At 61.3% G+C, this 24,782-nt stretch carries 23 protein-coding genes; 15 read left to right on the top strand and 8 right to left on the bottom strand.

All coding sequences use genetic code 11. From position 1 onward, the window contains the following. From sbnB to AC1Z24_RS17450, 5 genes are all read left to right on the top strand, one after another. Window positions 1-2,007: a 2,3-diaminopropionate biosynthesis protein SbnB gene (gene sbnB / locus AC1Z24_RS17470; protein ID WP_483741937.1), complete on the top strand. Its 2,007-nt coding sequence runs from the start codon at window positions 1-3 to the stop codon at window positions 2,005-2,007. A 26-nt stretch (window positions 2,008-2,033) separates the two neighbouring features. Further along, window positions 2,034-3,809, top strand: a complete 1,776-nt coding sequence (locus tag AC1Z24_RS17465; protein ID WP_483741936.1) for an FAD/NAD(P)-binding protein — start codon at window positions 2,034-2,036, stop codon at window positions 3,807-3,809. 45 nt (window positions 3,810-3,854) lie between these two features. Continuing rightward, window positions 3,855-4,505: a LysE family transporter gene (locus tag AC1Z24_RS17460; RefSeq protein ID WP_483741935.1), complete on the top strand. Its 651-nt coding sequence runs from the start codon at window positions 3,855-3,857 to the stop codon at window positions 4,503-4,505. 4 nt (window positions 4,506-4,509) lie between these two features. Further along, complete coding sequence (locus AC1Z24_RS17455) at window positions 4,510-5,655, top strand: iron-containing alcohol dehydrogenase (RefSeq protein WP_483741934.1); 1,146 nt, start codon at window positions 4,510-4,512, stop codon at window positions 5,653-5,655. 124 nt (window positions 5,656-5,779) lie between these two features. Further along, window positions 5,780-6,877, top strand: coding sequence for a serine hydrolase domain-containing protein (locus tag AC1Z24_RS17450; RefSeq protein ID WP_483746651.1), 1,098 nt, complete (start codon window positions 5,780-5,782; stop codon window positions 6,875-6,877). 89 nt (window positions 6,878-6,966) lie between these two features. Here the strand turns inward: AC1Z24_RS17450 and ftrA are convergent, their stop codons facing one another. Beyond that, window positions 6,967-7,917: a transcriptional regulator FtrA gene (ftrA, locus tag AC1Z24_RS17445; protein ID WP_259102909.1), complete on the bottom strand. Its 951-nt coding sequence runs from the start codon at window positions 7,915-7,917 to the stop codon at window positions 6,967-6,969. A 143-nt stretch (window positions 7,918-8,060) separates the two neighbouring features. Between ftrA and AC1Z24_RS17440 the strand changes: the two genes are divergently transcribed. From AC1Z24_RS17440 to AC1Z24_RS17430, 3 genes are all read left to right on the top strand, one after another. After that, on the top strand, window positions 8,061-8,666 hold the full coding sequence (locus AC1Z24_RS17440; protein ID WP_483741933.1) for a DJ-1/PfpI family protein: 606 nt from the start codon (window positions 8,061-8,063) through the stop codon (window positions 8,664-8,666). A gap of 237 nt (window positions 8,667-8,903) precedes the next feature. Continuing rightward, window positions 8,904-9,152: a helix-turn-helix domain-containing protein gene (locus AC1Z24_RS17435; RefSeq protein WP_259102906.1), complete on the top strand. Its 249-nt coding sequence runs from the start codon at window positions 8,904-8,906 to the stop codon at window positions 9,150-9,152. 47 nt (window positions 9,153-9,199) lie between these two features. Further along, window positions 9,200-9,757 (top strand): LysR substrate-binding domain-containing protein, encoded by a 558-nt coding sequence (locus tag AC1Z24_RS17430; RefSeq protein ID WP_483746650.1) that lies wholly within the window; start codon window positions 9,200-9,202, stop codon window positions 9,755-9,757. Here the strand turns inward: AC1Z24_RS17430 and AC1Z24_RS17425 are convergent. Together AC1Z24_RS17425 and AC1Z24_RS17420 are read right to left on the bottom strand one after the other, a co-directional pair. Next, the gene (locus tag AC1Z24_RS17425) at window positions 9,748-10,599 is read right to left on the bottom strand and encodes a 3-hydroxybutyryl-CoA dehydrogenase (RefSeq protein WP_483741932.1); all 852 of its coding nucleotides are present in this window, start codon (window positions 10,597-10,599) and stop codon (window positions 9,748-9,750) included. The genes AC1Z24_RS17430 and AC1Z24_RS17425 overlap by 10 nt on opposite strands. A 14-nt stretch (window positions 10,600-10,613) precedes the next feature. Continuing rightward, window positions 10,614-11,798, bottom strand: coding sequence for an acetyl-CoA C-acyltransferase family protein (locus AC1Z24_RS17420; protein WP_483741931.1), 1,185 nt, complete (start codon window positions 11,796-11,798; stop codon window positions 10,614-10,616). A gap of 179 nt (window positions 11,799-11,977) precedes the next feature. Between AC1Z24_RS17420 and AC1Z24_RS17415 the strand changes: the two genes are divergently transcribed. After that, window positions 11,978-13,003, top strand: a complete 1,026-nt coding sequence (locus AC1Z24_RS17415) for an AraC family transcriptional regulator (protein ID WP_483741930.1) — start codon at window positions 11,978-11,980, stop codon at window positions 13,001-13,003. A 118-nt stretch (window positions 13,004-13,121) separates the two neighbouring features. Here AC1Z24_RS17415 and AC1Z24_RS17410 read toward each other — a convergent pair whose 3' ends face one another. Continuing rightward, window positions 13,122-14,270 carry a MalY/PatB family protein gene (locus tag AC1Z24_RS17410; RefSeq protein WP_483741929.1) on the bottom strand — a complete coding sequence of 383 codons (1,149 nt, stop codon included), beginning with the start codon at window positions 14,268-14,270 and terminating at the stop codon, window positions 13,122-13,124. 243 nt (window positions 14,271-14,513) lie between these two features. Here AC1Z24_RS17410 and AC1Z24_RS17405 point away from each other — a divergent pair, with 243 nt between their 5' ends. Next, the gene (locus AC1Z24_RS17405; RefSeq protein ID WP_483741928.1) at window positions 14,514-15,284 is read left to right on the top strand and encodes a class I SAM-dependent methyltransferase; all 771 of its coding nucleotides are present in this window, start codon (window positions 14,514-14,516) and stop codon (window positions 15,282-15,284) included. Window positions 15,285-15,290: 6 nt separating this feature from the next. On the opposite strand, the gene ptrR is transcribed toward AC1Z24_RS17405, so the two are convergent. Together ptrR and AC1Z24_RS17395 are read right to left on the bottom strand one after the other, a co-directional pair. Next, window positions 15,291-16,175, bottom strand: a complete 885-nt coding sequence (gene ptrR, locus AC1Z24_RS17400) for a putrescine utilization regulator PtrR (protein ID WP_483741927.1) — start codon at window positions 16,173-16,175, stop codon at window positions 15,291-15,293. A gap of 283 nt (window positions 16,176-16,458) precedes the next feature. Beyond that, window positions 16,459-17,727: a putative porin gene (locus AC1Z24_RS17395; protein ID WP_259102895.1), complete on the bottom strand. Its 1,269-nt coding sequence runs from the start codon at window positions 17,725-17,727 to the stop codon at window positions 16,459-16,461. 563 nt (window positions 17,728-18,290) lie between these two features. Between AC1Z24_RS17395 and AC1Z24_RS17390 the strand changes: the two genes are divergently transcribed. The 5 genes from AC1Z24_RS17390 (at window position 18,291) to AC1Z24_RS17370 (ending at window position 22,507) form a co-directional block, all read left to right on the top strand. Next, a complete protein-coding gene (locus tag AC1Z24_RS17390) occupies window positions 18,291-19,538 on the top strand; it encodes a SpoIIE family protein phosphatase (RefSeq protein ID WP_483741926.1) in 1,248 nt (415 codons plus the stop codon). After that, window positions 19,531-20,088 carry a SiaB family protein kinase gene (locus AC1Z24_RS17385; protein WP_483741925.1) on the top strand — a complete coding sequence of 186 codons (558 nt, stop codon included), beginning with the start codon at window positions 19,531-19,533 and terminating at the stop codon, window positions 20,086-20,088. Before AC1Z24_RS17390 ends, AC1Z24_RS17385 begins: the two co-directional genes overlap by 8 nt. Window positions 20,089-20,121: 33 nt before the next feature. After that, window positions 20,122-20,508, top strand: coding sequence for a DUF1987 domain-containing protein (locus tag AC1Z24_RS17380; protein WP_483741924.1), 387 nt, complete (start codon window positions 20,122-20,124; stop codon window positions 20,506-20,508). A gap of 14 nt (window positions 20,509-20,522) precedes the next feature. Then, a complete protein-coding gene (locus AC1Z24_RS17375) occupies window positions 20,523-21,281 on the top strand; it encodes a GGDEF domain-containing protein (protein ID WP_483741923.1) in 759 nt (252 codons plus the stop codon). 134 nt (window positions 21,282-21,415) lie between these two features. After that, window positions 21,416-22,507 carry a sigma-54 interaction domain-containing protein gene (locus AC1Z24_RS17370; RefSeq protein ID WP_483741922.1) on the top strand — a complete coding sequence of 364 codons (1,092 nt, stop codon included), beginning with the start codon at window positions 21,416-21,418 and terminating at the stop codon, window positions 22,505-22,507. 124 nt (window positions 22,508-22,631) lie between these two features. On the opposite strand, the gene AC1Z24_RS17365 is transcribed toward AC1Z24_RS17370, so the two are convergent. Continuing rightward, window positions 22,632-23,729 (bottom strand): LLM class flavin-dependent oxidoreductase, encoded by a 1,098-nt coding sequence (locus AC1Z24_RS17365; protein ID WP_483741921.1) that lies wholly within the window; start codon window positions 23,727-23,729, stop codon window positions 22,632-22,634. Next, on the bottom strand, window positions 23,722-24,747 hold the full coding sequence (locus AC1Z24_RS17360) for an LLM class flavin-dependent oxidoreductase (protein WP_483741920.1): 1,026 nt from the start codon (window positions 24,745-24,747) through the stop codon (window positions 23,722-23,724). Before AC1Z24_RS17360 ends, AC1Z24_RS17365 begins: the two co-directional genes overlap by 8 nt. Between the last annotated feature and the right edge of the window lie 35 nt (window positions 24,748-24,782).

Below are 24,782 nucleotides of genomic sequence, written 5' to 3'. Positions count from 1 at the left end.
ATGTACGACAAGCTTTCCGATATCGTTCACGATCAGGCGTTCCTGAAAGTCGCCGGGTTGGGCCATGAGTTTTATCTCAAGCTGGAATCCCTCAACCCGGCCGGTTCCATCAAGCTGAAGACTGCCGTGGGCCTGGTCGACGATCTGCAAGGCCGTGGCCTGATCAAGCCCGATACCGTGCTGATCGAGTCGTCGTCCGGCAACCTCGGTGTGGCCCTGGCGATGATCTGCGCCGAGCGCGGCATTCGCTTTACCTGTGTGGTCGACCCCAATAGCTCGGCCCATAACATCCGCATGATGCACAGCTATGGCGCCGACGTAATCAAGGTTGAAACCGCCGATGCCAACGGCGGATTCCTCGGCACACGAATCGCGTTGATTCGCGACAAGATCATGGCCGATCCGCGCTATGTCTGGCTCAATCAGTACGAAAACGCCGCGAATCCCCGCGCCCATGCCCGCACCACGGCGCGCTCCATCGGCCAGCGTTTCGGTCATGTCGATTACCTGTTCGTTGGCGCCGGTACCACCGGCACGCTGATGGGCTGCGTACAGTATTTCCAGCGTCATCATCCCCAGACCAGGATCATTGCCGTGGACAGCATCGGCTCGGTCACCTTCGGCACCCCGGCGGGCAAGCGCTTCATTCCCGGCCTGGGCACCAGCCAGCGGCCGCCGATCTTCAATGTCGAAGGCATTCATGCTCTGGAAATGGTCCCGGAAGCCCATACCGTGGCCATGTCCCGACTGCTGGCGAGGAACAAGGGCCTGTTGGTCGGAGGCTCCACGGCCACGGTGATTTCGGCGGTGCATGCCTGGCGCGAGCGCATCGCGCCGGGTTCGGTGGTGGTGGCGTTGTCGCCGGACTGGGGCGATCGCTACCTCGATACGCTGTACGACGATGACTGGGTCGAGCAGCGTTTTGGGCGAGGCGTACTGGGCATGACCCTGGACGATATGCCCATCGACGAAACCCGCACCACCTGGCTGCACGCCGAACAACAGCAGGCGCCTTTTCATGTGGTCGATGGCCAGACCGTGGCAAGGCTGCTGGTGGCCGACCCCAATGCCTGTATCGAGGACGTGCGCCACGCCTATCTGGAGCACCATGCCGGACGCTCGATCAACCCCGACAGTTACTTCCTGCGCTTTCCCGAAGCCCCGGCCAACCGGATTATCGCGCTGCCTGCCAGCCTGTCCGGCACGCCTGCGGTGAGCGGGATCAAATGGATTTCCAGCTTCCCCGGCAATATCCAGTCGGGGCTGCAGCGAGCATCGGCGGTGCTGATCCTCAACGATGCTGACACCGGTTATGCCTATGCCTGTCTGGAAGCGTCACGGATCAGCGCCTTGCGTACGGCGGCCTCGGCGGTGCTGGCGGCGCGCTGGATTCTCAATCAGCGCAGGCAGGTTCGGCGCCTGGCAGTGATTGGCGCCGGGTTTATCGCCCGCAGCATTGTCGATCTGTTTGTCAGTGATGGCTGGGAACTGGGCGAGGTGATGATCCATGACCAGCACTTGGAGTCCGCCCAGGCGCTTATGGCCCACGGCGCGCGGCAGGGGCGCCTGCAAACCCGCCTGGTCGAGCTGGACGAGGCGCTGGACGCCGATGTCGTGTTGTTCGCCACCACCGCGCCCAGCCCCTATGTGCTGGACCGGCGTTTCCGTGCCGATCAGTTGCTGCTGAATATTTCCCTGCGCGACCTGGGCCCGGAAATCATCGCCAGCGCCAATAACCTGCTGGATGACGTCGAGCACTGCCTCAAGGCCAATACCTCGCCGGACCTGGCGGTGCAGCGCTATCAGAGCCGCGCCTTTATCACCGGCACTCTGGCGCAACTGATGCTCGGTGAGGTGACCCTCGACCCGGACCTGCCAACGATCTTCTCGCCCTTCGGCCTCGGCGTGCTCGACCTCGCCGTGGGGCAGCGCCTGTATCGCCAGGCTCTGGCCGAAGGCAGCGCATTGCCGGTGCCGCAGTTCTTTTTTGAATCGAACCGATGGTGAGGACGCCCATGGACAAGGAACACGTCATGCACACAATCGCCATCGTCGGCATGGGCTCCAGAGGCCTTAGCGTGCTGGAACAACTGCTGGGCCTGGCTCGGGAATGGCCCGGCCAGCGTCTGCTGATCGAGGTGTTCGACCCGCAGGAGCCGGGCGGCGGCCTGCACTGGGCCGAGCAGCCGGACTACCTGATGCTCAATACCATGGCCGGGCAGTTGACTGCATTTTCCACGGCTTTTCCCGCCAGTACCACGCCGATGCCGGGGTTTCTCCAGTGGTGTCATGCCCAGGGCATTGTGCTGGATGAGCGTGGCCATCTGGGCAGTGCGGGGCGGCCTGTGGCCTACGGCGATTTTGTCCCGCGCAAGCTGTTGGGGCGTTATCTGCAGGACAGCTATCGGCTGCTATTGGAGCTGTGCCCGGCGCACATAGAGATTCGCCATCACGCTGAACGTATCGTCGCCTGTCGTCCCCGTGGCGAGGGGTATGTGCTGCGTGATGAGCATGGCGATTCCTACGAAGCGGACGGGATGTTTCTTACGACAGGCCATGACACTGCCGGACAGGACGCGCTGATGGCCGCAGGGGGGCCGGTCACCGGTCAACGCGTGGCCATTGAGGGTTTGGGCCTGACTGCCATGGATACTCTGGCCGCCCTGACTCAGGGGCGGGGCGGGCGTTATGTGCGTGATGGCCATCGTTGGCGTTATCAGGCGTCGGGGAGTGAGCCGCAGCTGTTTCTGTTTTCTCGCAGTGGCCTGCCGTTTCATGCCCGGCCGCAGTGGCAGGAAGGCAAGAGCCCGGGCCTCCCGCGCCTGTATTTCACTGCGGCAGCCATCGACACCTTGCGCAAGGCTTGCGGCGATCGGCGTCTGGACTTCCGTCACGACCTGCTGCCCCTGATCGCCGATGAAATGCGCGCGCAGTTTTATCAGGTCAAGGCCCGACAATTCGGCACACCGCACATGGCGCAGTTGCAGGTTCGTTTATGCGGCGCCATGGAGAAACCGGTACGCGATGCGCTATTCGCACAATTGGCCGAGACCTATGGCGACTTTGACCCGTACCAATGGATGAGCAGCGAAGGCTGGCAGGGTGATGCCCGGGATTACGCCGACTGGTTTCGTCAGTGGATCGACAGCGATCTGGCCCTCAGTCGCCTGGGCACCCGGCAAAGCCCGCTCAAGCAGGCTCTGGAAGTCTGGCGCGATTACCGCGATCTGCTGCGCCTGGCGGTGGATCACGACGGCCTCGATGAAGCCTCGACTCTGGACTTCTACGGCTGCTGGGCCGGGGTGTCCAACCGCCTGGTGGGTGGACCGCAAAAGGAACGCTACGAGGACCTGCTGGCCTTGATCGACGCCGGGGTAGTGCAGGTGCTGCCACCGATGCGGGTGAGCGAGCAGGCCACGGGCTATCGGTTGCAGCCCATGTCCGGCCCTGCGGTCATGAGCGTGGACGTGGACGCCCTGATCCAGGCGCGCAATGCCCATAGCGGTCTGTTCCGCCAGCGCCACCCGCTGCTCGATGACCTGCTGCGTCAGGGCCAGTTGCGTGCTGCCCATGACTATCCCGCCGATGGTATCGACATCGACCGACATCACCGCGCCCGGCGCAGCGACGGCTCCCGGCATGAGCGCCTGTGGGTGCTGGGGCCGGCGGTGGAAGGCTGCCTTTTCTACAACCACTACGTGCCCACCCTCGACCCGACATGCCGCGCGCCCCTGCAGGCGCGCGAAGCCGCGCAGTCGTGCCTTGAGGCGCTGGGCGTTGCCAGGGTGCTGCCCGCCCTGGCCGGTTAATTCGTTTCACCAACACTCAATTTCATACCTGAAAGGAAACTACTTATGTCCGAGATCACTTTGCTCACGGCCCTGGCCGGCGCCTTTATCGTGCTGATCATCAGCCCTGGTCCGAACTTTCTGGTCATCACCCAACTGTCGTACAGTCAGTCCCGGCAACAGGGAATCTGCGCGGGTCTGGGAGTCGCATCGGGCAGCATCATCTGGGCCTTGCTGGCCGCCACCGGTCTGGGCCTGGTGTTCCAGCAACTGCCATGGGTGCAACCGGGCCTGCAATTGCTTGGCGGCGCCTACCTGACCTGGCTGGGCACTAAAAGCCTGCGCAATGCCGGCAGCCAGCCCAAGCCTCGGGATATCGCTGCCCTGGGGATTCAAAACCTCGGTCGCGCCTACCGCTTTGGCCTGCTGACCAACATGACCAATCCCAAGGCCCTGGCGTTCTACACCAGCGTGTTCACCACCGTGACCACGCCAGGCATGCCGATGTGGGTGCGCACCGCCGGGGTCTCGATCATTGCCGTGTTGGCGATTTCCTGGTTCGTCCTGCTGGCCACGCTGTTCTCCATTCCTTCGGTGCAGCAGCGCTATGCGCGGATGAAAAAGACCATCGACATCGTCACCGGGCTGTTCATGGTCGCCTTCGGTATTCGCCTGTTGATCGGTCTGCTGCCGGTCGGCCTGATCACCTGGAGCTGAGCCCATGAAAAACGCTAACTGGAACTACCCGACCGCCATTCGCGTGGGCGCTGGCCGCGTTCGCGAACTGGCTGACGCCTGCCGTGTGGCGGGTATTACGCGGCCCTTGCTGATTACCGATCAGTTTCTTGGCGGCACGGCGATGATTCGTTCAGCCGTTGCCGATTGTACTGACGCGCTTGGCAGCTGCGGGCTGTTCGACCAGGTCAAGGGCAACCCCACCGGCCATAACGTCGCCCAGGGGCTGCAGGTCTATCAGCACGGCGAGCATGACGGTGTAATCGCCTTTGGCGGCGGCTCGGCTCTGGATGCTGCCAAGGCTGTGGCGCTGATGTCGGGGCAAAGCCGTCCGCTGTGGGATTTCGAGGATATCGGCGATAACCACCTGCGCGTCGACCCTTTGGGCATCGCGCCGGTCGTGGCCTTGCCGACCACCGCCGGGACCGGCTCGGAAGTCGGGCGCGCTTCGGTCATCACTGACGAAGAAGCGCGGGTCAAACGCACCATCCTGCATGCGCGGATGATGCCGCGAGTGGCGATTCTCGACCCGACCCTGACCCTGGAATTGCCCGCACATTTGACCGCTGCCACCGGTGTGGATGCCTTGACCCACTGCATGGAGGCCTATTGCTCGCCGATGTACCACCCCATGGCCGAGGCCGTGGCGGTCAAGGGCATGCAGTTGATCAAACACTACTTGCCCCTGGCCGTAGCCGATGGCAGCGATCTCGACGCGCGACAGCAGATGCTGGTGGCTTCGAGCCTCGGCGCGGCGGCGTTCCAGCGCGGTCTGGGCGGCGTCCATGCCATCGCCCAGACCCTCGGTGCCCTGTACGACCACCATCACGGCTTGCTTAACGCCATCCTGCTGCCTTATGTGCTGGAGGCCAACGCCGCCGTGCTGGGGCCGCAGATGAACGATCTGGCACGCTTGCTCGACCTTCCTCGCGCTGGTTTCAGCGGGGTGATGGACTGGCTGCTGGGCCTGCGCGAACAGATCGGCATTCCCCATCGCTTGAGCGCCCTGGGCATCGACGATCGGGATGCCGAGCTGGTGGGTCGCATGGCGTTTGCCGATGGTTGCTCCCATACCAATCCGATTCGGCATTCGGCGCAGGTGTATAGCGAGATATTTTTGCGTGCCTTATAAGCGCACCCATCCCGTGGGAGCGAGGCTTGCCCGCGAAGAGGCCGGTACATCCGCTGTATCTCTTGCGTCTGAAACATTGCTTTCGCGGGCAAGCCTCGCTCCCACGGGGCTGGGGTCTGTCACGATTGCGCGTGTTGCTGACTATTGGCGCGATGTGACTGCTCGCGGGCAGATCGTCGGTGGCGTGTTATTGCTGGCCCAGCAGGGCGAGCTGCGCTATGCCGGGGCCCTGGGCTGGGCCGATCGCGAGGCCGGATTGCGGGTTACCCGGCAGACGCGCTTTCGCCTGGCTTCCCTGAGCAAACTGCTGACTTCTGTCTGCGTGCTGCGCCTGTGCGAGCTGGGGTTATTGCAGCTCGATGGGGCGGTGAGTGACTGGCTTCCGGGGTTTCGGCCCCGGCTTGCCGATGGGCGTGAGCCAGTCATTCGCCTGCGCCATCTGCTGTCCCATACAGCAGGCCTGGGCTACGGCTTCGAGATGCCGCCGGGCAATGCCTATGAGCGGACAGGGGTGTCGGATGGGCTGGATCAGGTGGCGTTCGGAATGGACGAGAATCTACGACGTCTGGCCGATGCGCCCCTGCTGTTCGAACCCGGTAGCGCCTGGTGTTACTCACTGGCCACTGATGTGCTTGGCGCGGTGATCGAAGTCGCCAGTGGCCTGGCATTGCCGGACGCCATTGCGCGCTGGGTCACCGGGCCGCTGGGTATGAGCGCGACCTCGTTCGAACGGGAAACCGGTCAAATCCTGCCACAGGCCTACAAGGACGGCGGGCTGCCCATGGTGGTCGATGAGGTGCTGGAAATCGACGGGTGTCAGGCCCGGCTGGCGCCTGACCGTCAGGGCTATCCCTCGGCTGGTGCGGGTTTGCTGGGTACGGCGGATGAGTACCTGCGAGTGCTCGAATGCCTGCGTCTGGGTGGTGCGCCCTTGCTGCAACCGGCCAGTACCGCGCTTTTGTTGGGTAACGGCATTGGCGACATCGAAATCAGTCATCGCGGGCCGGGCTGGAAATTCGGCCTGGGGCCGCTGTTATTGACCGATCCGGTAGTGGCCGGGCAACGGCAGGGCGCCGGGACCTGGTCCTGGTGCGGCTTGTATGGCTGTCATTACTGGGTCGATCCAGAGGCGCGGATCAGCCTGGTATGCCTGACCAACACCGCGGTCGCCGGGGCCTGGGGGGAGGTGGCGGAGGGGTTGGTAGCCGCGATTTATGGGTAACCTGATTATCTGAATTGGAATGACATCTGTGGGACCGGCTTTAGCCGGGAAGGCCTATTCCCGGCTAAAGCCGGTCCCACAGTCAAAACTCACGCCCGCGCAAACTGCTTGCGATAGCTGCTCGGGCTGATCCCCACCAAATTGCGGAAGTGGCGGCGGAAGGACTCTTCCGAGCCGAAACCCGCCGCTTCGACAATCTCCGTCAGACGCCGATGCGAGGACTCCAGCAGCTCCTTGGCATAGGCGATTCGCTCGCCCAGCAGCCAGTCATAAGGCGTCAGCCCCGTGCTGTCCATGAAGCTGCGGTGCAGGGTGCGGGTGCTGACGGCGGCACGGTCGGCCATTTCCTTGATGGTGTGGGGGTGTTGCAGGTCGCTGCGGATCCAGTCCATCAGCTTGGATACCTGACCATCACCGCTCGACACCAGTTGGCGTGACGCGTACTGCGACTGGCCGCCGTCGCGATGGGGCGGGATAACCATGCGCTGAGCGACCATGTTCGCCACCTTGGCGCCGTGATCGTTGCGCACCAGATGCAGCATCATGTCCAGGCCCGCCGCCGAGCCGGCTGCGGTGACGATATTGCCTTCATCGACATACAACTCGTTGGGTTGCACGGTCAGGCCTGGGTACATGCTGGCCAGCAGATCGGTGTAGCGCCAGTGGGTGGTCACGCGCTGACCTTCGAGCAGCCCGGCGGCCGCGAGGACAAAGGCGCCGGTGCAGATCGAACAGATCCGCGCGCCTCGGGCATGGGCCGCCTGCAGCTGTTCGATCAGCTTCTGCGGCACCTCTGATTCAACCCCGCGCCAGCCCGGCACGATGATGGTGTCGGCGTTTTCCAGCAGTACTTCGCCCGTCGGCACAATGGTAATGCCCCCGGCGGCGGTGATCGGACCCTCATCCACCGGGTAGGTGGCGAACTCGTACCAGGGCACGCCGAGTTCCTTCCTTTTCAGGGCAAAGACTTCAACCGTGCAGCCAAATTCGAAGGTGCAAAGCTGGTTGTAGATCAACGCAACGACGAGATGATTTTTCATGGCGCGATGTTACCGGATATTGGCATTTGGGACAGTGGTTGGCCGTAGTTGTACTCGTTAACCTGAGGTCTGTCAGCAACAGATCCAGTTATTTCAAATTATCTATGAATGGCGGCCGCGCAAGCAGGCCGAGGAGTGCACTCGTGTCGATCAACATTGGTATCTACGTTTTTGATGACGTTGAAGTTCTCGACTTTGCCGGGCCTTATGAAGTCTTCACGACGGCGACGCGTATGCATGCCCGTAACAGCCGCGATGACCGCGCGTTGTTCAATGTCTTTACCGTAGGGCGCAGCACCGCGCCGGTACGTGCCCGCGCCGGGCTGAAAGTGGACCCGGATTTCTCCATCTCCGATCACCCGCACATCGATTGCCTGATCGTGCCCGGTGGCGTAGTCAATGCCGAGCTGGAAAAGCCGGATGTGATTCGCTGGATCAGTGATCAATCGGTGCCCGAGCGTGTCGTGGCGGCGGTCTGCACCGGGGCCTTCCTGGTAGCCAAGACCGGCAAGCTGGCGGGTAAGCAGGTCACCACTCACTGGGAAGATATCAACGACCTCAAGGAGATGTTTCCGTCAGTGGACGTGCTCAGCACCCTGCGCTGGGTCGATGAGGGCGCCTTCGTGACGTCGGCGGGTATTTCCGCCGGTATCGATATGAGCCTGCATATGGTCGAGCGTCTGCACAGCCGCGAGTTGGCCGAGCGTACCGCGCTGCAAATGGATTTTGACTGGACCGAGAACGACTGAGCCATGCAGGCTGCACGGTTTCGGGGTTGCGGAACCAGAACACTGTAATGGTTGGCACGGATTGCCATCCGTGACCCTATGCCTGCGGGCATGCCCGGACGCCGGGTGTGCCACCGCTGTTCTGAACAATATCCGGCAACCCGGACAGGTTCGCCTCGCTCCTGTGTATCCGTCGCCATGCGGTTCGGAGTAGGGTGGCCGCTGCGGTTGCCTTCGTGCTCCCGTGAGAGTCGCCCCATGAAAACCCACTTCTTTAAAGTCGTGCAGACCGTCGCGCTGCAAGGTTCGTTTTCCGAAGCCGCCGCCATCCTCGGCGTCAGCCAGTCCAACATCAGCTACGCCATCAAGGAAGTCGAAGACTTCTTCAACAAGCGCCTGTTCGTGCGCAGCCGCAGTGGTTGCACCCTGACCCCCGAAGGCCAGGTGATCAACCAGACCCTGGGGCAGATCATGGCGACCCTGGAACAACTAAAAAAAATGCCGTAGGCGGCAGTGTCAGCATCCACTATTTCACCCATATCCAGGAAACCACACTGGAGGCGGCGATCGAGTCGTTGTCGCAACGCTATCCGGAAGTGCATCTGAGCGTTGTGCACAGCAGCGAGCAGAACCCTTCGCTTGAGGTCCTGCGCAAGGACTCGGCCGATATCCTGATCATGCCCAGCACTGCGCTGGACGATCATCACCTCGAACACCATCACTGGCGCGATGACTACGTACTGGTCACGGCGCGCAGCAAATGGCCGCAAACCCGCAACTTCCATGAATTGGTCCAGGCGATCCGCTATGTGTCCTGGCGTCACCCCGGCGTCGAGCGCCTGCACAGCCAGTTGGCCTCGGTGCCGTTGCGCCTGATTCATCGCGGTGAGCTGAGCAATGTCGATACCTTGCTCGATCTGGTCGCCAAGGGCCATTGCCTGAGCATTTTGCCCAGGGCGCTGTTGCCCGAGGCTGGTGGCGCTTTTGACTATGTGCAACTGCCGATCCCGGTCGAGCGACGCATCAGTGTCATCGCCCGACCGACTTCGTTGCTGTCCAACGCCGCCAATGCGGTACTGGAAATCCTCAAGAACAAGACCGGTCAGTTATAGCTATGGAAGCCGCGCCCGGTCTTGCGCCCCAGATAACCCGCCGCGACCATTTCCTTGAGCAGTGGCGCGGGGCGGTATTTGCTGTCGTTGAAGCCCTCATGGAAGGCCTGCATGATCGCCAGCAGGGTGTCCAGGCCGATCAGGTCGGCCAGGGCCAGGGGGCCGATAGGCTGGTTGCAGCCCAGGCGCATGCCGTCGTCGATATCCTGGGCGCTGGCCAGGCCTTCCTGGAAAACCAGGATGGCTTCGTTGATCATCGGCACCAGAATGCGATTGACCACAAAGCCTGGGCGGTTGCCGGCGGTGATCGCGGTCTTGTTCAGGCGTGCGGCCATTTCCAGGGCCTGGAAGTGCGTCAGGTCGCTGGTTTGCAGGCCACGAATGACCTCGATCAGGCCCATCATCGGCACCGGATTGAAGAAGTGCAGACCGATGAAGCGCTCCGGATTGGCCACGCTTGCGGCCAATTGAGTGATCGACAGCGACGAAGTGTTGGAGGCAATCACACAGTCGGCGCTGACGTGCTCGGCGATCTGCTTGAGCAGGCGCAGTTTGAGTTCGAGGTTTTCCGTGGCGGCCTCGATCACCCAGTCGGCGTCGTTCAGTGAGGCGTAGTCGGTGGTGCAGTGGATGCGATGCAGCGCACTGGCCGCTTCATCTTCAGTGATCACCTGCTTATTGACCTGACGCTCCAGGTTCTTGCGAATCGTCGCCATGCCACGCTCGAGGGCAGCATCGGAGATATCCAGCAGGGTGACCGGCAGGCCGGACGTGGCGCAGACCTGGGCAATGCCGTTGCCCATGGTACCGGCGCCGATCACGGCAATATTGTGCAGACTCATGATGATTTCTCCGTTCAGACCCGTTCAAACAGCACGGCAATACCTTGGCCACCGCCAATGCACATGGTCGCCAGAGCATAGCGGCCCTGGATCCGGTGCAGTTCGTGGATGGCCTTGGTGGCGATGATTGCGCCGGTTGCGCCGACCGGGTGACCGAGGGAAATACCCGAGCCGTTGGGGTTGACCTTGTCCGGGTCGAAGCCCAGTTCGCGGGCGACGCTGCAGGCCTGGGCGGCAAAGGCCTCGTTGGATTCGATGACATCCAGATCGGCGACAGTCAGCCCGGCTTTTTCCAGGACCTTGCGCGTCGCCGGGATCGGCCCCAGGCCCATCATCGACGGCTCGACGCCGGCATGGGCGTAGGCGACCAGGCGGGCCAGGGGCTTGAGGCCCTGTTCACGAACCAGCGCGCCAGTGGCCATGACCAATGCCGCTGCACCGTCGTTCAACCCCGAGGCGTTGCCTGCGGTGACCGTGCCGTCCTTCTTGAACGCCGGTTTCATTTTCGCCAATTGTTCTTCGCTGACATCGCTGCGCACATGCTCGTCCACCGAGAACTGCACGGTGCCTTTACGGGTAGCGATTTCCACTGGCACGATCTGACCGGTGAAACGGCCTTCGGCAATGGCGCGGGCGGCACGTTGTTGGCTGACCAGTGCCAGGGCGTCCTGATCCTGCCGGGTGATGCCGTAGTGTTCGGCGATATTTTCCGCAGTGATACCCATATGGATATTGGCAAACGGGTCATGCAGGGCGCCGAGCATGTAGTCCAGCGCCTGGATATTGCCCATGCGCGCACCCCAGCGGGCTTGCGGCATGATGTAGGCACCACGGCTCATGGATTCGCTGCCGCCGGCCAGCACCGCCTGGGCATCGCCGAGCATCAGCGCCTGGGCTCCGGAAACGATGGCCTGCAGGCCCGAGCCGCACAGGCGATTGACGTTGAACGCTGGAGTGTCCTTGCTCAGCCCGGCCTCAATGGCCACCACCCGCGACAGGTAGGCGTCACGCACTTCGGTGGGGATGACATGGCCCATGACCACATGGCCGATGTGCCCGGCTTCAAGCCCGGACTGTTGCAGGGCGGCGCGGCTGACCTGGGTACCCAGTTCGATGGGCGAGACGTCCTTGAGCGAGCCGCCGAAACCGCCGATGGCGGTGCGCAGCGCACTGACGATATAAACCTCGTTATTGCTCATGTCGACTCCCTGGAACTGTTGTTGAAAATAAAAAGTAAAGACGCTTTCACGGCAGGCGGCGCAGTCTAGGGCGCGCATCCTGTCGGGGCCTATGTCGAAACTGTCCAGATGCGTTGGCGTTCTTTACCATTGGCACCCTCAGAGGTCGGCTCTGATCAAATAAGAAGGAAAAACCGGGCATGCAGGAAAAGGATTCAGTCGCGGTCTATTACGTGCAGACCGTGACCTACGCCTTGCGCGAACAGCCGTTGCGCCGCCAGGCCGTGCTGGCCGAGGCCGGCATTGACGAAGCCGTGCTGCAGCAGCCGGACGGTCGGGTGTCGGTCAGCGCCTTTGCGCAGCTGTGGCTGATTCTGCTGCGCGAGCTGGACGACGAGTTTTTCTGCCTTGATTCCCACGGCATGCCCAGGGGCGGCTTTGCCCTGATCTGTCGCGGGCTGATTCAGGAACCCAATCTGGAAAAGGCCTTGCGCCAATGCCTGGGCAACTTCTCTCTGTTCCTGCGCGACTTTCGCGGCAGCCTGGTGATTCGCGGCCAGCGCGCAATCATTTGTGTCGAAAGCCGGGGCGAGGGCGATGAACGCCTGCGTTTTGGCGTGGAAACCTTCCTGCAACTGATCGTCAGCCTGCTGTGCTGGCTCAGCGGTCGGCGCATCGCCCTGGACCGGGTGCAATTGCAGCACGGCCGCCCGCGCATGGCCGATGACTCTCTGCTTTGGGGGTTTAACCTGACTTTTGGCGGCAACCGCACCGAAGTGGAGTTCTCCAGCCAGTACCTGCGCCTGCCGGTGGTGCAGAGCCTGGCCAACCTGAAAACCTTCCTGCGCACCGCGCCGCACTGGTTGATTATCCGCTTCCGCAACCAGCAGGGCCTGGCCGCCCAGGTCTATCAGCGTCTGCGCAACAGCCATTACGGGCAATGGCCGACCCTGGTGGAAATGGCCCGGGAGCTGCACCTTAGCCAGACCACCTTCCGCCGTCGACTGGAGCGCGAAGGCTGTGCCTTCCAGGAGATCAAGGACGAAGTACGCCGCGGCATCGCCCAGCAGAAATTGCGCCAGACGCGGCTGAGCATTGGCGATATCGCTGTGATGGTGGGCTTTCAGGAACCCAGTGCATTTCACCGGGCGTTCAAGAAGTGGACCGGAGAGAACCCGGGGAGTTACCGGGCGAGCCGGCCGGTGGAGGATGATGCGGGGTTGTGAATGGCCAATGTGGGACCGGCTTCAGCCGGGAAAGCATTTTGATGGCCAGAAAATGCGGTGGATATACCGGCCTCTTCCCGGCTAAAGCCGGTCCCACAGATATCTCACCGCAGCGCTGTTAAAGACCCTGCAGACTCCGCTCCATCCGCGCCAGACCTTCTTCCAGCAATGGCCGTGGGCAGCCGAAGTTCAGGCGCACGTACTGTTTGCAGTCCTCACCGAACTCAGGCCCGGCGCTCAGGGCGACTTTGGCTTTTTCCAGAAAGAACTTCTGCGGATTGACCAGACCCAGACCCGAGCAATCCAGCCAGGCCAAATAGGTGCTTTGCGGCAAATGCATCTGGATCCCCGGAAAGCGGGTTTTCAGGGCGTCCGCCAGATAATCACGGTTGGCTTGCAGATAGGCCTGCACCTGGGCCAGCCATTCGCGGCCCTGAGCGTAGGCTACTTGAGTGGCTTCCAGACCCATGGCGTTGACGCTGTCGACCATGTCCAGACGACCGCTGTTGAAGCGATGACGCAACTCCGGGTCCTGGACGATGGCGAAGGCGGTCTTCAGGCCTGCAATGTTATAGGCCTTGCTGGCCGACATCAGGGTGATGGTGCGTCGCGCCAGTTCCGGGCTCAGTGAGGCGATCGGCGTGTGTTTGCGCCCGTCGAACAGTACGTCGGCGTGGATTTCATCGCTGATGATCAGCGTGTCGTTGGCTAGGCAGGCGTCGCCGATCTGTTGCAGCTCCTCGCGGCTGAACACCTTGCCCAGAGGGTTGTGCGGGTTGCTCATGACGAAGGCACCGGCGCCGGGCAGAGCTTTCTTCAGGGCGGCGATATCGGTGTGGTACTCGCCATTGGCATCGGCGCTGAACGGCAGGTCAACCCGAGGCAGACTCCAGTTGGCGGCACACAGCAGCAGGGGCGAGTAGTTGGGGGTCTGCACGATCACCGGCTTGCCGGGACGTACCAGGGCGTTGAGGGCCATATTGACGCCGGGCATGACGCCGGGCAGGAAGATCAACTCCTGAGGCTCGACCCGCCAGCCATAAGCGCTCCACAGATGCTCGACCAAGGTCTGACGCAGGCTGTCCTGGGCCACGCAATAGCCGAGCATGGGGTGCTCAAGGCGTTTTTGCAGGGCGTCGATGATGACCGGGGCAACCGGAAAATCCATGTCTGCGACCCACATCGGCAATACGTCGGCGGGGTACTGGCTCCACTTCTTGCTGCCGGTGGCGTGGCGGTCGATGACGGTGTCCAGATTCAGGGGCATAGCGGTCTCGATGGGCAGGGGCAGATGATTAAATGAAAAGCAGCAGGTTAACGCCGTGTTCTACCATGGTCCACCTGCAAATGGACTTGTCGCAGGTGTATAAACGCAGCCGCTGTATCCAAGGGATAGGGGCTGCACGGGACTGTCAACAGATGACCTGTAGGACCGGCTTTAGCCGGGAGAGCGCCCTCGCGGCTGAAGCCGCTCCTGCGAAAGGCGCGCTAATCGATTCAGGAGGCAACCATGACCGGCGTCCACCAATCCGCGCAAAAAGGCTTTTCCACCCAGGCCACGACCTACACCCAGGGCCGTCCTGACTATCCGGAGGGTCTCAAGACCTGGCTGGCTGAAGAGCTTGGCATCCAGGCCGAGTCAACTGTGATCGATCTTGGCGCCGGCACCGGCAAGTTCACCCGCCTGCTCAGCTCGGTCAGCCACGACATCCTCGCCGTCGAGCCGGTGGCCGCCATGCGCGACGAGTTCGTCAAGAGCCTGCCGCAGCTGAGCATCCTCGAAGGCACCGCCGAAAGCATCCCCAGCGACCCACAAACCGCCGACGCGGTGACCTGCGCCCAGGCCTTTCACTGGTTTGCCAGCGAGGCGGCCCTGGCCGAGATCCATCGGGTGCTCAAGCCCGGCGGGCAGTTGGGGCTGATCTGGAACGTGCGTGATGAGTCGGTGGACTGGGTGGCGGCGATCACCGAGATCATCACCCCTTATGAAGGCGACACGCCGCGCTTCCACAATGGCAAATGGCGCGAAGCCTTTACCGGGCGTTACTTCGCCGAGCCGCAGCTGAGCTGTTTCGCTTATAGCCATAGCGGCACGGCCGAAGAAGTGATCATCAAGCGCTTCATGTCGGTGAGCTTTATCGCTGCGTTGCCCGCTGAGCAGAACGAGGATGTGGCCCGACAACTGCGCCAGCTGATCCACAGTCATCCGGCCCTGCGCGAGCAGCAGACCATCGCCTTTCCTTACCAGACCCAGGCCTACCGCTACCGCCGCCTGCCTTGAGACTGATCAGGCCATCCGGGCCAGCGCTTCGGGGGGCTGCTGTTTGATCATGTCGATAAAGGCCGTCAGGTTCGCTGAGCGTGCACCATGGCGCCAGATCAGCCAGATGGTGCGGTAGCGAAAGGCTTCGTTGAGCGGATAGGCATTGACGTTACGGCTGCCCGGCATGCTCTCCAGCATGCTGCGTGGCACGATGGCCACTCCGGCACCGGCAGTCACGCAGGCAAGGATGCCGTGGTAGGACTCCATTTCGAAGATCTTGCCCGGCATGGCTTCGTCGGCCTTGAACCATTCCTCGAAATGCCGGCGATAGGAGCAGTTTGAGCGAAAGCCGTAGACAGTCTTGCCGTTGACGTCCTGCGCGCGACTGACGGGCACATGGCTGGCGGCGGTGATCAGCAGCATTTCTTCGTTGAAGACTTCGATACCGTCCAGGTCCGGATGATGCAACGGACCGTCGACCAGGGCCGTGCTCAAGCGCCCGGAGAGCACGCCGTCGATCATATCCCCGGACGGCCCGGTGGACAGGTCCAGCTCGACTTTCGGGTAACGTTGATGGAAGTCGGCGAGCAGGGCGGGCAGGCGTACCGCCGCCGTGCTTTCCAGCGAACCGAGGGCGAAAATCCCCTGGGGTTCGGTGCCTGAGGTGGCCTGGCGGGCTTCTTCCACCAGATCGAGAATGCGCCGGGTATAGGTGAGGAAGGTCCAGCCGGTAGCGGACAGGCGCAGGCGTAGCTTCTCGCGGATAAACAGATCCACGCCCAGCTCTTGCTCAAGCTGCTTTATGCGGGTGGTGAGGTTGGAGGGCACGCGATGCAGGCGCTGGGCCGCAGCGCTGATGCTGCCTTCTTCGGCAACGGCCTTGAACAGCTCCAGTTGGGTCAGGTCCATGCTTTCTCCGGGGAAGAAAGAATTGAAGGTTATCGTTCATGAAGCGATGGGGTGCCGGAGCCTAGCAAATAATCCGTTGCATCTGAATTGAAATACCATCCTGTGGGACCGGCTTCAGCCGGGAATACGTCTTCCCGGCTGAAGCCGGTCCCACAGGATGGAGACAAAGGCAGCTCTGCAGAACGCACAAAAACCCAGGCACAAAAAAACCTCTGGCCGCCTGCCATGACTGGCAAACGGCTAGAGGCCGGGGTTCACGCGTGCAGCAGGGTCTCAGCCATTCTTAGAACTTGGCTTCAACGTCCAGCTGCAGGGTGTTGGCGTCAGCATCGCGGCGAGCGGTGTTGGCGAAGTCAGCCTTGGTCAGGAAGTAGGTCGCGCCGACAGCGAAGTTCTTGTCGATGTCGTAGCCCACTTTCAGCTTGTGACCGCGCGAACCTGTGGTGCCGTTGGCGAAGTCGGAGTCGGTGAAGGCGCCAACCACTGCGTTACGCTGAGTATCGCGGTAGTTGTAGTCCAGGTTGAAACCGAACACCTTGGTTTTCACGCCGGTCAGCCAGCCAGTGTCTTCGTCGCTGTCGGTGGCGTTGTTGACCACGTACTGGCCATACAGGGCCAGGGGAACGGCCAGGCCATTGATGTCCATTTGCGCGAAGCCTTCCAGAAGGCGGAAGCGGTTGGTGTTGTTGCCGTTGACCGACAAGGCGGCTGCGTCCTTGTCGTTCTGGTACTGATAAACACTGCCGCCGGCGGTGAATTTCAGCATGTCGATCGGTGCGAACTTGACGCCCAACTGACCGGCGTTCAGGCGCAGGTCGTTCTTGAACTGGGTGCCGTCGCCGTCGATGTTGTCCTTGAGGGTGTAGTTACCGGCGCTGCCGAACAACTCGAAGCCTTTGCTGATTGGCAGGCTATAGGTAACGGCCAGACCTTCCGGGTTGATGTCGCTATCCCAGATGATATCGCCCATGCTCACCCACGGCTGGTTCATCTTGCCGCCGATGATGTGCAGGTTCTTGATCGCGTCCGGGTGGTAGTCGATGTAACCCTGGTCCAGCCACAGGTCTTTCTTGACGAAGTAGCCGTCCAGGTCCTGGTTGGTGGAGCGGGCATCGTTGCTGCCGCCGGTGGCGATACGGATACCGGTGCTCACCTGCGGGTTGATTTCGGTGTAGGCACCCAGACGGGCACGGATACGCTGGCGATCCTTGTCCTGGGAGTTGTTCTGGCCATCAATCTTGATGGTTTCCTGACGAACGCGTACGTCACCCTTGAACTGAGTCTTGGCGGCCCAGGCCACTTTTTGCTCGAAAGCGCTCAGGTCCGAAGCCTTGCTGCTGGCAGCGGCGATGGCTTGCTGTTGCTGCGCTTGAGCGGCCTGGTCTTTGCTCAGTTCAGCTTGCAGTTCCGCATATTGAGCTTGCGAGATCGAGCCGTTGGCCTTGAGCATTTCAAGAAGTTTTGCATCAACTGCAGCGTTGGCCGGAACACTCGCGGCCATTAACAAACCACCGCACAGGGCAGCCACAGTCATTTGGGTAACACGTTGCATATTAATCTCCATAGCCGAGAAAGCTCGATAATCGTCCCGATAACTACTGCGGCAAAAGAGCGCGGTAGATAGCAACTCTTGGGATGTTGAAAGCAGCGGCAGTATTGCGAGTCATTGTGATAGGTTGATTGCTCTGACATGACAAACTGATGACGATTTCTCGTCTGAAAGCCTTGTTCTAGAGCTGTTTTGAAAATGTTAAAACTGATTTTCATGCAAGTTATTCTTGTTTTTTGCGCTGGGGTTATATAGGTGATGCCTGTAACTGTCCCCAGTTCGGGTGAAGCGGGTTATTGCTTGCATAACGGAAAATAAATAGGGAAGGGCACAAAATAAAAAACCCGCCGGAGCGGGAATAACTCTGCAAGGGAGCGCAATAAGCATGAAGGCTTAATTATTAAAATTTGATGATGGTGCCGTTAACGTGTTTTTCATTTGACCAGATAATTCACCGTGCGTTATGTGCGCGCAAAGCAGATTTATGCATTAAAGCGACGGCTGTCATGGAAGCTTCATATTTCAGGGATAGCCTTTTGCCTTCATCCCAGCCCGGCTGATCCAGCATGCACGCCGAACATTTCCCCTTCATGCGTCCAAAACTGCCACGCGATCACCGCTGCGCCGGTGACCTTTGCAAGGAAGTGCCGTCGATCGATTCCGACAGCACCAACAGCCTGGTCATGGAGTTCTTCACTTCCCAGAAAGACATGGTGTGTCTGGCGGTGGTCGAGAAGGGTCGGCCCATCGGCCTGATCAACCGCAATATCTTTCTGTCGCAGATGAGCAAACCCTTTCATCGCGAACTGTACGACCGCAAGAGCTGCATTGCCTTCATGGACAAGGAACCCCTGGTCGTCGATGCCCAGATGAGCATCGAAGAACTGACCTTCAAGACCGTTGAATACGGTGAGAAGGCCCTGGCGGACGGCTTTATCGTGACCCGCGACGGCGTCTTCGTCGGTCTGGGCAATGGTCTGCAGCTGATGGCGGTAGTAGCCGCCATGCAGGCCGAGAAAAATCGCCAGATGATGCAGAGCATCGAATACGCCAGTGTGATTCAGCGCGCCATGCTGCGCGCTTCCCGGGATGCGCTGAAGTCGACCCTGGATGATGCGGCCCTGGTCTGGGAGCCGCGGGACGTGGTCGGCGGCGACTTCTATCATTTCTGCGCCTATCCCGATGGCTGGTTCGGTGCCATTGCCGACTGTACCGGCCACGGTGTGCCGGGTGCCTTTATGACCCTGATCGCTTCGTCCTCCCTGACTCAGGCTCTGGTCCAGTTGGGGCCACGGGACCCTGCGCAGTTGCTGTCGGCGGTAAACCGCAGCGTCAAGGAGCTGCTGGGGCAGGTCAAGGGCGTGGACGAAACTCCTGAGTCCGACGACGGCCTGGACGCCGCGTTCTTTTGGGTCGATAACCGCGATCACGTCCTCAACTTCGCCGGCGCGCGAATGTCGCTGTATGTGCTGCAACCCGATGCCGACGAAATGGACACCATTGCCGGGCAGCGCATGGGCGTGGGCTATGTCGACAGCGATCATGACTATCGCTGGGCCGTCAGTACCGTACAGATGCGTACCGGCAGCCTGGTGTTCATCGCCACCGATGGCATGACCGACCAGATCGGCGGGCCGAAGAAAATCGCTTTCGGGCGGCGCAAGGCTTTTGAAACCATCGTGCAGCACCGCAACAAACCGGCGATCGACATTGGCAAGGAGCTTCAGCGCACGCTGGCTGAATGGCAGGGAGACCAGGCTCGACGCGACGACCTCACCCTATTTTGTGCCCGTCTTAGGAACAAGAATGATTAAGATCAATCCGGCCAGTCAGGAAAACAGTTTTTTCGATCTGGCCCAACAACGAAACGTGATTTTCTATCACATGGGGTATTTCTCTCATCACATCGTCACGGCCATGGCCGAAGTGGTGAAGTTGCAGCTGGAAATCTCCGGGGTCAATGGGCCTACCCGGCGCAAACTGTTCTCGTCCTTCGTCGAGCTGTCGCAGAACATTATTCATTACTCGTCGGATTTGCTGCAGCAGGCCCCGGACCTGCGCCAGGGCGCGGTGTGCATCAGCGCCGAAGGCGAGCGTCACGCGATGCTTTGCGCCAACCCGATCGCCACCCGTGATGTCGAACGCCTGCGCGAGAAACTGGAACCGCTGTGTCACATGTCTCTGGATGAAATAAAACAGGCTTACAAAGTGTCTTTGCGTGCCGAAACACCGGCGGACAGCAAAGGAGCAGGCCTGGGTTTCCTGACCATGGCCCGGGACGCCAGTGCGCCGCTGGAATTCAGCTTCCACCCGCGCGCGGATGATCCGGATACGACGCTGTTCTGCCTCAAAGCCACCATCTAAGACGCCACGCCTGATAAGAGTGACCTGTGAGCCATGGAAAATTTTTACATTGAAGCAACCACTACATCGCCGGAAGTTGACTTTCGCTTCGACCAGAACCTACTGGCCATGAAAGGTGAGTCCTACCCGGAAAACGCCGCAGCGTTCTACGCACCCATCGTCCAGCAATTGCGCGAGTACCTGGGCAGCCGCGAAGACGCACGGATCACTGCCAATATCGCTCTGGCTTACTTCAACAGCTCCAGCACCAAGATGCTCTTCAGTATTTTCGATGCCCTGGATCAGGCCGCCCAGATGGGTAACCGGGTTGAAGTGAACTGGTATCACGATGAAGAAGACGAGACGATTTTTGAGTTCGGCGAAGAGCTGAAAGCCGACTTCACCGCCATTATCTTCAACGATCACGCTATCGCCAGCTAAGAAGGAAAACGGTCATGCCTGTTCCGGCAACTTCTGTCAGCATCCTGGGTGAGCCCGTTCCGGACTTGTTCAAGAGCGAAACCGACGCCATCGCGCACGCCCGCTCGATCCTGGCCTTGCCCCAGGCTGATGCGTCGCTGTACAGGCAGTCCCTGGCCGACATGACTGCGCATTTCGAGCGCTTGATGCGTGAAACCCGGCGTCTGATCGGCCGCAGCGACCGTGCCGAGCGCGAGATGAACATGCTGAACGCCCAGTTGCAGACCCTGGCCCGGCAACTGGAATACCGCGCCACCCACGATGCCCTCACCGGCGTACTGAATCGCGGCGCGATCATCGAGCTGGCGGTGGGCGCCCTGAAGAAAAGTGGCGCGGCGCTGATCGTTCTGGATATCGACCACTTCAAGCAGGTCAACGATGAGTTCGGCCACCCGGCGGGTGATGCGGTGATCCAGGGCATCGTCGGCTGCCTGCATCGGACCATGGGCGAAGGCAGCCTGATCGGTCGGGTCGGCGGCGAAGAGTTCACTGTCCTGATGCCGGGCGGCACGCTGGAGGAGGGCTATCGCCTGGCCGAAGAGCTGCGCGCGGCGATAGCCGGGCACGTCTACGAGCACCCGGTAAACCGTGCGATCACCGCGAGCTTCGGCGTCAGCGCCAGCCCGGCCGGGACCAGCTTCGATCATGCCTATGGCGCGGCGGATACGGCGCTGTACCAGGCCAAACGTTCCGGACGCAATCGCGTCGATGTGGCTGTTGATGCGGCGGGCTGAAATCGGCTGGTTATTCATATACTTAAAATGAATATATAAATCGTTATAAATTCCTTTCAGTCATATTCGTTTTTCCGGATCATTCGCTTTCTGACGAGAGTTGAGCCTCTCCATCGATTGCCGGATACCTGGATATGAATGAACGACCTGGGAACGCCGCGACGTTACTGACCCTGCCACAAGGCGAGAAAAACCCCCTGTCCGTAAGGGCCAAGGCGCTGGTCTTTGCCGATCCGCGCTCACAAGCCCTGCTGGACTACCTAAAGCGCATCGCGCCGAGTGAAGCTCCCGTGCTGATCAACGGTGAAACCGGCACCGGCAAGGAACTGGTGGCGCGCTTCATCCATACCGCCAGCGGACGCAAGGGTGCCTTTGTCGCCGTCAATTGTGGCGCCATCAGCGAAAGCCTGGCCGAAAGCGAACTGTTCGGGCATGAAGCCGGGTCCTTCTCCGGTGCGACAGGTCGGCGTGTCGGCTGGTTCGAGGAAGCGGATGGCGGCACCCTGTTTCTCGATGAAATCGGCGACTTGCCGCTGCCCTTGCAAGTCAAGATGCTCCGCGCCCTGCAAGAGCAGGAGATCGTTCGGGTCGGTTCGCGCAAGCCGATCAAGATCGATATTCGTCTGGTCACGGCGACCAATATCGACCTGCAACAGGCGGTGGAAGCCGCGACCTTCCGGCTTGATCTGTTCTACCGTATCAACGTCGCGCAAGTGCAGTTGCTGCCGCTGCGGGAGCGCCCGCTGGACGTCATTCCTCTGGTTGAACACTTTCGCAGCGTCTACAGCCAACGCTTGAAGATCGCCGAGCCGATGCTCAGCGAAGCGGCGGTCAGCGCGCTATTGGCCTACCCATGGCCGGGGAATATCCGCGAGTTGGAGAACGTTGTGCATCTGGCACTGCTGGTGGCAGGGGACAAGATCCTGCGCCCCGAACACCTGAAATTTTCTGGCGGGCTATCGTCGACGGCCACCAGCGCCGAGCGGATGTCTCGTGTGCCTCAGGAGGTTATCCGCGAGCAGTTGCAGCGGCTGTTCGAGGTGCCGGGGGATACGCTGCTATTCGATCTGGAAGACCTGATCGTGCGCGAATCCTTTGCCCATTGCAGTTTCAATCAACTGCGTACCGCCGAGCTGCTGGGCATCACCCGCAATGCCATGCGCACCTTGCTGGTCAATCACGGGATGCTCAAGGGCCGGGCTAAAACGGCAGAGGGTGAGCCGTAAGGCATTCATGTGGGACCGGCTTTAGCCGGGAAGGGGCCGGTACAATCGCCAGATTCTCTTTGGTCATGGGCGACGCCTTCCCGGCTAAAGCCGGTCCCACAGAATATCGCTGACTCTATACTGGTTAGCGCCGCAACAACGGCAATAACTCCGCCCCCAGATGAATCGCCTCTTCCAGATGCGGATAGCCCGACAGGATAAAACTGTCGACCCCCAGTCCGCGGTATTGCTCTATGCGTTCGGCCACCTGCTGATAACTGCCTACCAATGCCGTGCCTGCGCCACCCCTGACCAGGCCGACCCCGGCCCACAGGTTGGGTGAAACCTCCAGTTCCCGCACCCCGTGGCCGCGCCCGCTGAGCAGCTCGCTTTGCCGGGTCTGTCCTACGGACTGGTAGTTGGCCAATTGTTGCTGGGCGCGGTCGATGGCGTCCCGTGGCAGTTCCTGCAACAGCCCGGCCACGTGGGCCCAGGCGGCTTCGTCAGTGGCTTGGGCGAAGACATGCAGGCGCAGGCCGAAGCGCAGGGTCCGGCCCTGGGCGGCGGCTTTGTCTTTCATCAGGCGGATACGCTCAGCGACCATCGCTGGTGGCTCGCCCCACATCAGATAGGTTTCCGCGTGACTGGCAGCGACATTTTCCGCGGCTGCCGAGGCGCCGCCGAAATAGATCGGTGGCAGTTGCGCGTGTTGCTGGGCCGGGACTGGCTGGCCGCCGCGATAAAATCGCCCGTGATGCAAATGACCCTCGCCGCGCCAAGTGGCCCGCAGTACGTCAAGGAACTCACCGCTGCGCTGATAACGGTCATCGTGTTCGAGAAAATCCCCCAGGGAGCGTTGCTCGAAGCGACTGGAACCGCTGACCACATGCAGGGCCAGACGATTGTCACTGAGCAGTTGCAGGGTCGCCGCGCGCTGGGCGGTGTAGGCGGGCAGCTCCAGGCCGGGGCGTACGGTGAGGAGGAATTTCAGGCGGCGCACTTCCTGAGCCAGCACCGCCGTGATCAGCCAGGGATCTTCGAAACCGCTGGCCGTGGGCAACATGATCGCATCGAAGCGCGCCTGTTCGGCCGCGCGCACCACCTGGCGCAGGTAATCCAGGGTCGGTGAACGTTCGCCTTCCTGGAACAGGCCGATTTTCGGCAGGCCGCTGCTGGTCAGGTGGCGGCCGTCGCCATTGGTGGGCAGGAACCAGTTCAGTTCCAGAGCAGATTGATCAGGCACGGTTTCGCGACTCCTTGCGCAGGCCACGGGTTTCCAGCAGCGGTATGACGTGTTCGGCAAAGCGCAGCACTTCCCTCACCGGATGTTCGGCAGTCATCACGACATGGCGGATACCCAGTTCATGCAAGGTTTGCAGGCGCGCCGCGCATTGTTGTGCCGTGCCCACGAGAAACACCGCGCCACCTGCTTCAGGCTGCCAGAGGTTGGGGTGGATCTCCAGGCGCCGGGTCTCGGCAAAGGGGCGGGCCAGATCGCTGACTCGAGGATCGGCCTCGGGAGCCATCACGCCCAGGCTTGCCAGATGCCGCTCGGCTTGTTGCCAGGCCTGATCCTCGCTGTCGCCAAGGATCAAGCCAAGCTGACAGGCCAGGCTCAGCTCACGCTCATGGGCCTTGGCCGAATCTCGCAGGCGCTGGATGTGCTGAGCCAGCGCAGGCAGGGGGGCCAGGCTCAGCAGGCACTGATCGGCATGCCGTCCCGTCAGCTCAGGGTCCTGGCTGGCGTCGAGCAGCATCGGCGGGGCGGCCAGGTTGCGACGGGCAATACCAGCGCTTTCCAGCTGGAAATAGCGCCCGGCATGATCGAACGGCGCGTCGAGGGGCGCCAGCAGACGAGTGAGCAGGTCGAGGTATTCACCGATACGTTCATTGCGCTGGTCGCGATTGAGAAACTCGCCAAAGGCGCGATAAGCGCTGTTACGGCCGCTGTCCGGTAGATGCAGGCGTATGCGCTGCTCACTGATGGATTGCAGGCTTTGCAGGGTGCTGGCCAAGGCCGCCGGGAGCATCACCTCCGGGGCGACGCTGACGGTCAGGGCCAGCTTGCGGGTGTGGGCGCACAAGGCCGCAGCGACGCCAAGGCTGTCCGGCTGGCCGAGGCCGTTGCCGATCCACAGGCCGTCAAGGCCGGCGTATTCCACGGCCAGGGCGAGCTGAATCCAGTCGCCTGGCCGGGCCTGCCACTGGCTGAGGGTGTCGTCCTGCATGGGCGGTAATTGCCAGCTGAATTCAAGGGGCATCGTGGATTCGTCTATAGAGATTATGAAAACTGTCT

The organism is Pseudomonas sp. JL23 (assembly GCF_056933585.1).
Note: the sequence above shows the minus strand (reverse complement) of the source record. Positions and strands in the feature narration are given on the sequence as shown.

Coding starts and splice junctions, on each gene's coding strand:
- sbnB (WP_483741937.1), top strand. CDS start 1: ATGTACGACAAGCTTTCCGATATCGTTCACGATCAGGCGTTCCTGAAA.
- AC1Z24_RS17465 (WP_483741936.1), top strand. CDS start 2,034: ATGCACACAATCGCCATCGTCGGCATGGGCTCCAGAGGCCTTAGCGTG.
- AC1Z24_RS17460 (WP_483741935.1), top strand. CDS start 3,855: ATGTCCGAGATCACTTTGCTCACGGCCCTGGCCGGCGCCTTTATCGTG.
- AC1Z24_RS17455 (WP_483741934.1), top strand. CDS start 4,510: ATGAAAAACGCTAACTGGAACTACCCGACCGCCATTCGCGTGGGCGCT.
- ftrA (WP_259102909.1), bottom strand. CDS start 7,917: ATGAAAAATCATCTCGTCGTTGCGTTGATCTACAACCAGCTTTGCACC.
- AC1Z24_RS17435 (WP_259102906.1), top strand. CDS start 8,904: ATGAAAACCCACTTCTTTAAAGTCGTGCAGACCGTCGCGCTGCAAGGT.
- AC1Z24_RS17425 (WP_483741932.1), bottom strand. CDS start 10,599: ATGAGTCTGCACAATATTGCCGTGATCGGCGCCGGTACCATGGGCAAC.
- AC1Z24_RS17420 (WP_483741931.1), bottom strand. CDS start 11,798: ATGAGCAATAACGAGGTTTATATCGTCAGTGCGCTGCGCACCGCCATC.
- AC1Z24_RS17415 (WP_483741930.1), top strand. CDS start 11,978: ATGCAGGAAAAGGATTCAGTCGCGGTCTATTACGTGCAGACCGTGACC.
- AC1Z24_RS17410 (WP_483741929.1), bottom strand. CDS start 14,270: ATGCCCCTGAATCTGGACACCGTCATCGACCGCCACGCCACCGGCAGC.
- AC1Z24_RS17405 (WP_483741928.1), top strand. CDS start 14,514: ATGACCGGCGTCCACCAATCCGCGCAAAAAGGCTTTTCCACCCAGGCC.
- ptrR (WP_483741927.1), bottom strand. CDS start 16,175: ATGGACCTGACCCAACTGGAGCTGTTCAAGGCCGTTGCCGAAGAAGGC.
- AC1Z24_RS17395 (WP_259102895.1), bottom strand. CDS start 17,727: ATGCAACGTGTTACCCAAATGACTGTGGCTGCCCTGTGCGGTGGTTTG.
- AC1Z24_RS17390 (WP_483741926.1), top strand. CDS start 18,291: ATGCACGCCGAACATTTCCCCTTCATGCGTCCAAAACTGCCACGCGAT.
- AC1Z24_RS17385 (WP_483741925.1), top strand. CDS start 19,531: ATGATTAAGATCAATCCGGCCAGTCAGGAAAACAGTTTTTTCGATCTG.
- AC1Z24_RS17380 (WP_483741924.1), top strand. CDS start 20,122: ATGGAAAATTTTTACATTGAAGCAACCACTACATCGCCGGAAGTTGAC.
- AC1Z24_RS17375 (WP_483741923.1), top strand. CDS start 20,523: ATGCCTGTTCCGGCAACTTCTGTCAGCATCCTGGGTGAGCCCGTTCCG.
- AC1Z24_RS17370 (WP_483741922.1), top strand. CDS start 21,416: ATGAATGAACGACCTGGGAACGCCGCGACGTTACTGACCCTGCCACAA.
- AC1Z24_RS17360 (WP_483741920.1), bottom strand. CDS start 24,747: ATGCCCCTTGAATTCAGCTGGCAATTACCGCCCATGCAGGACGACACC.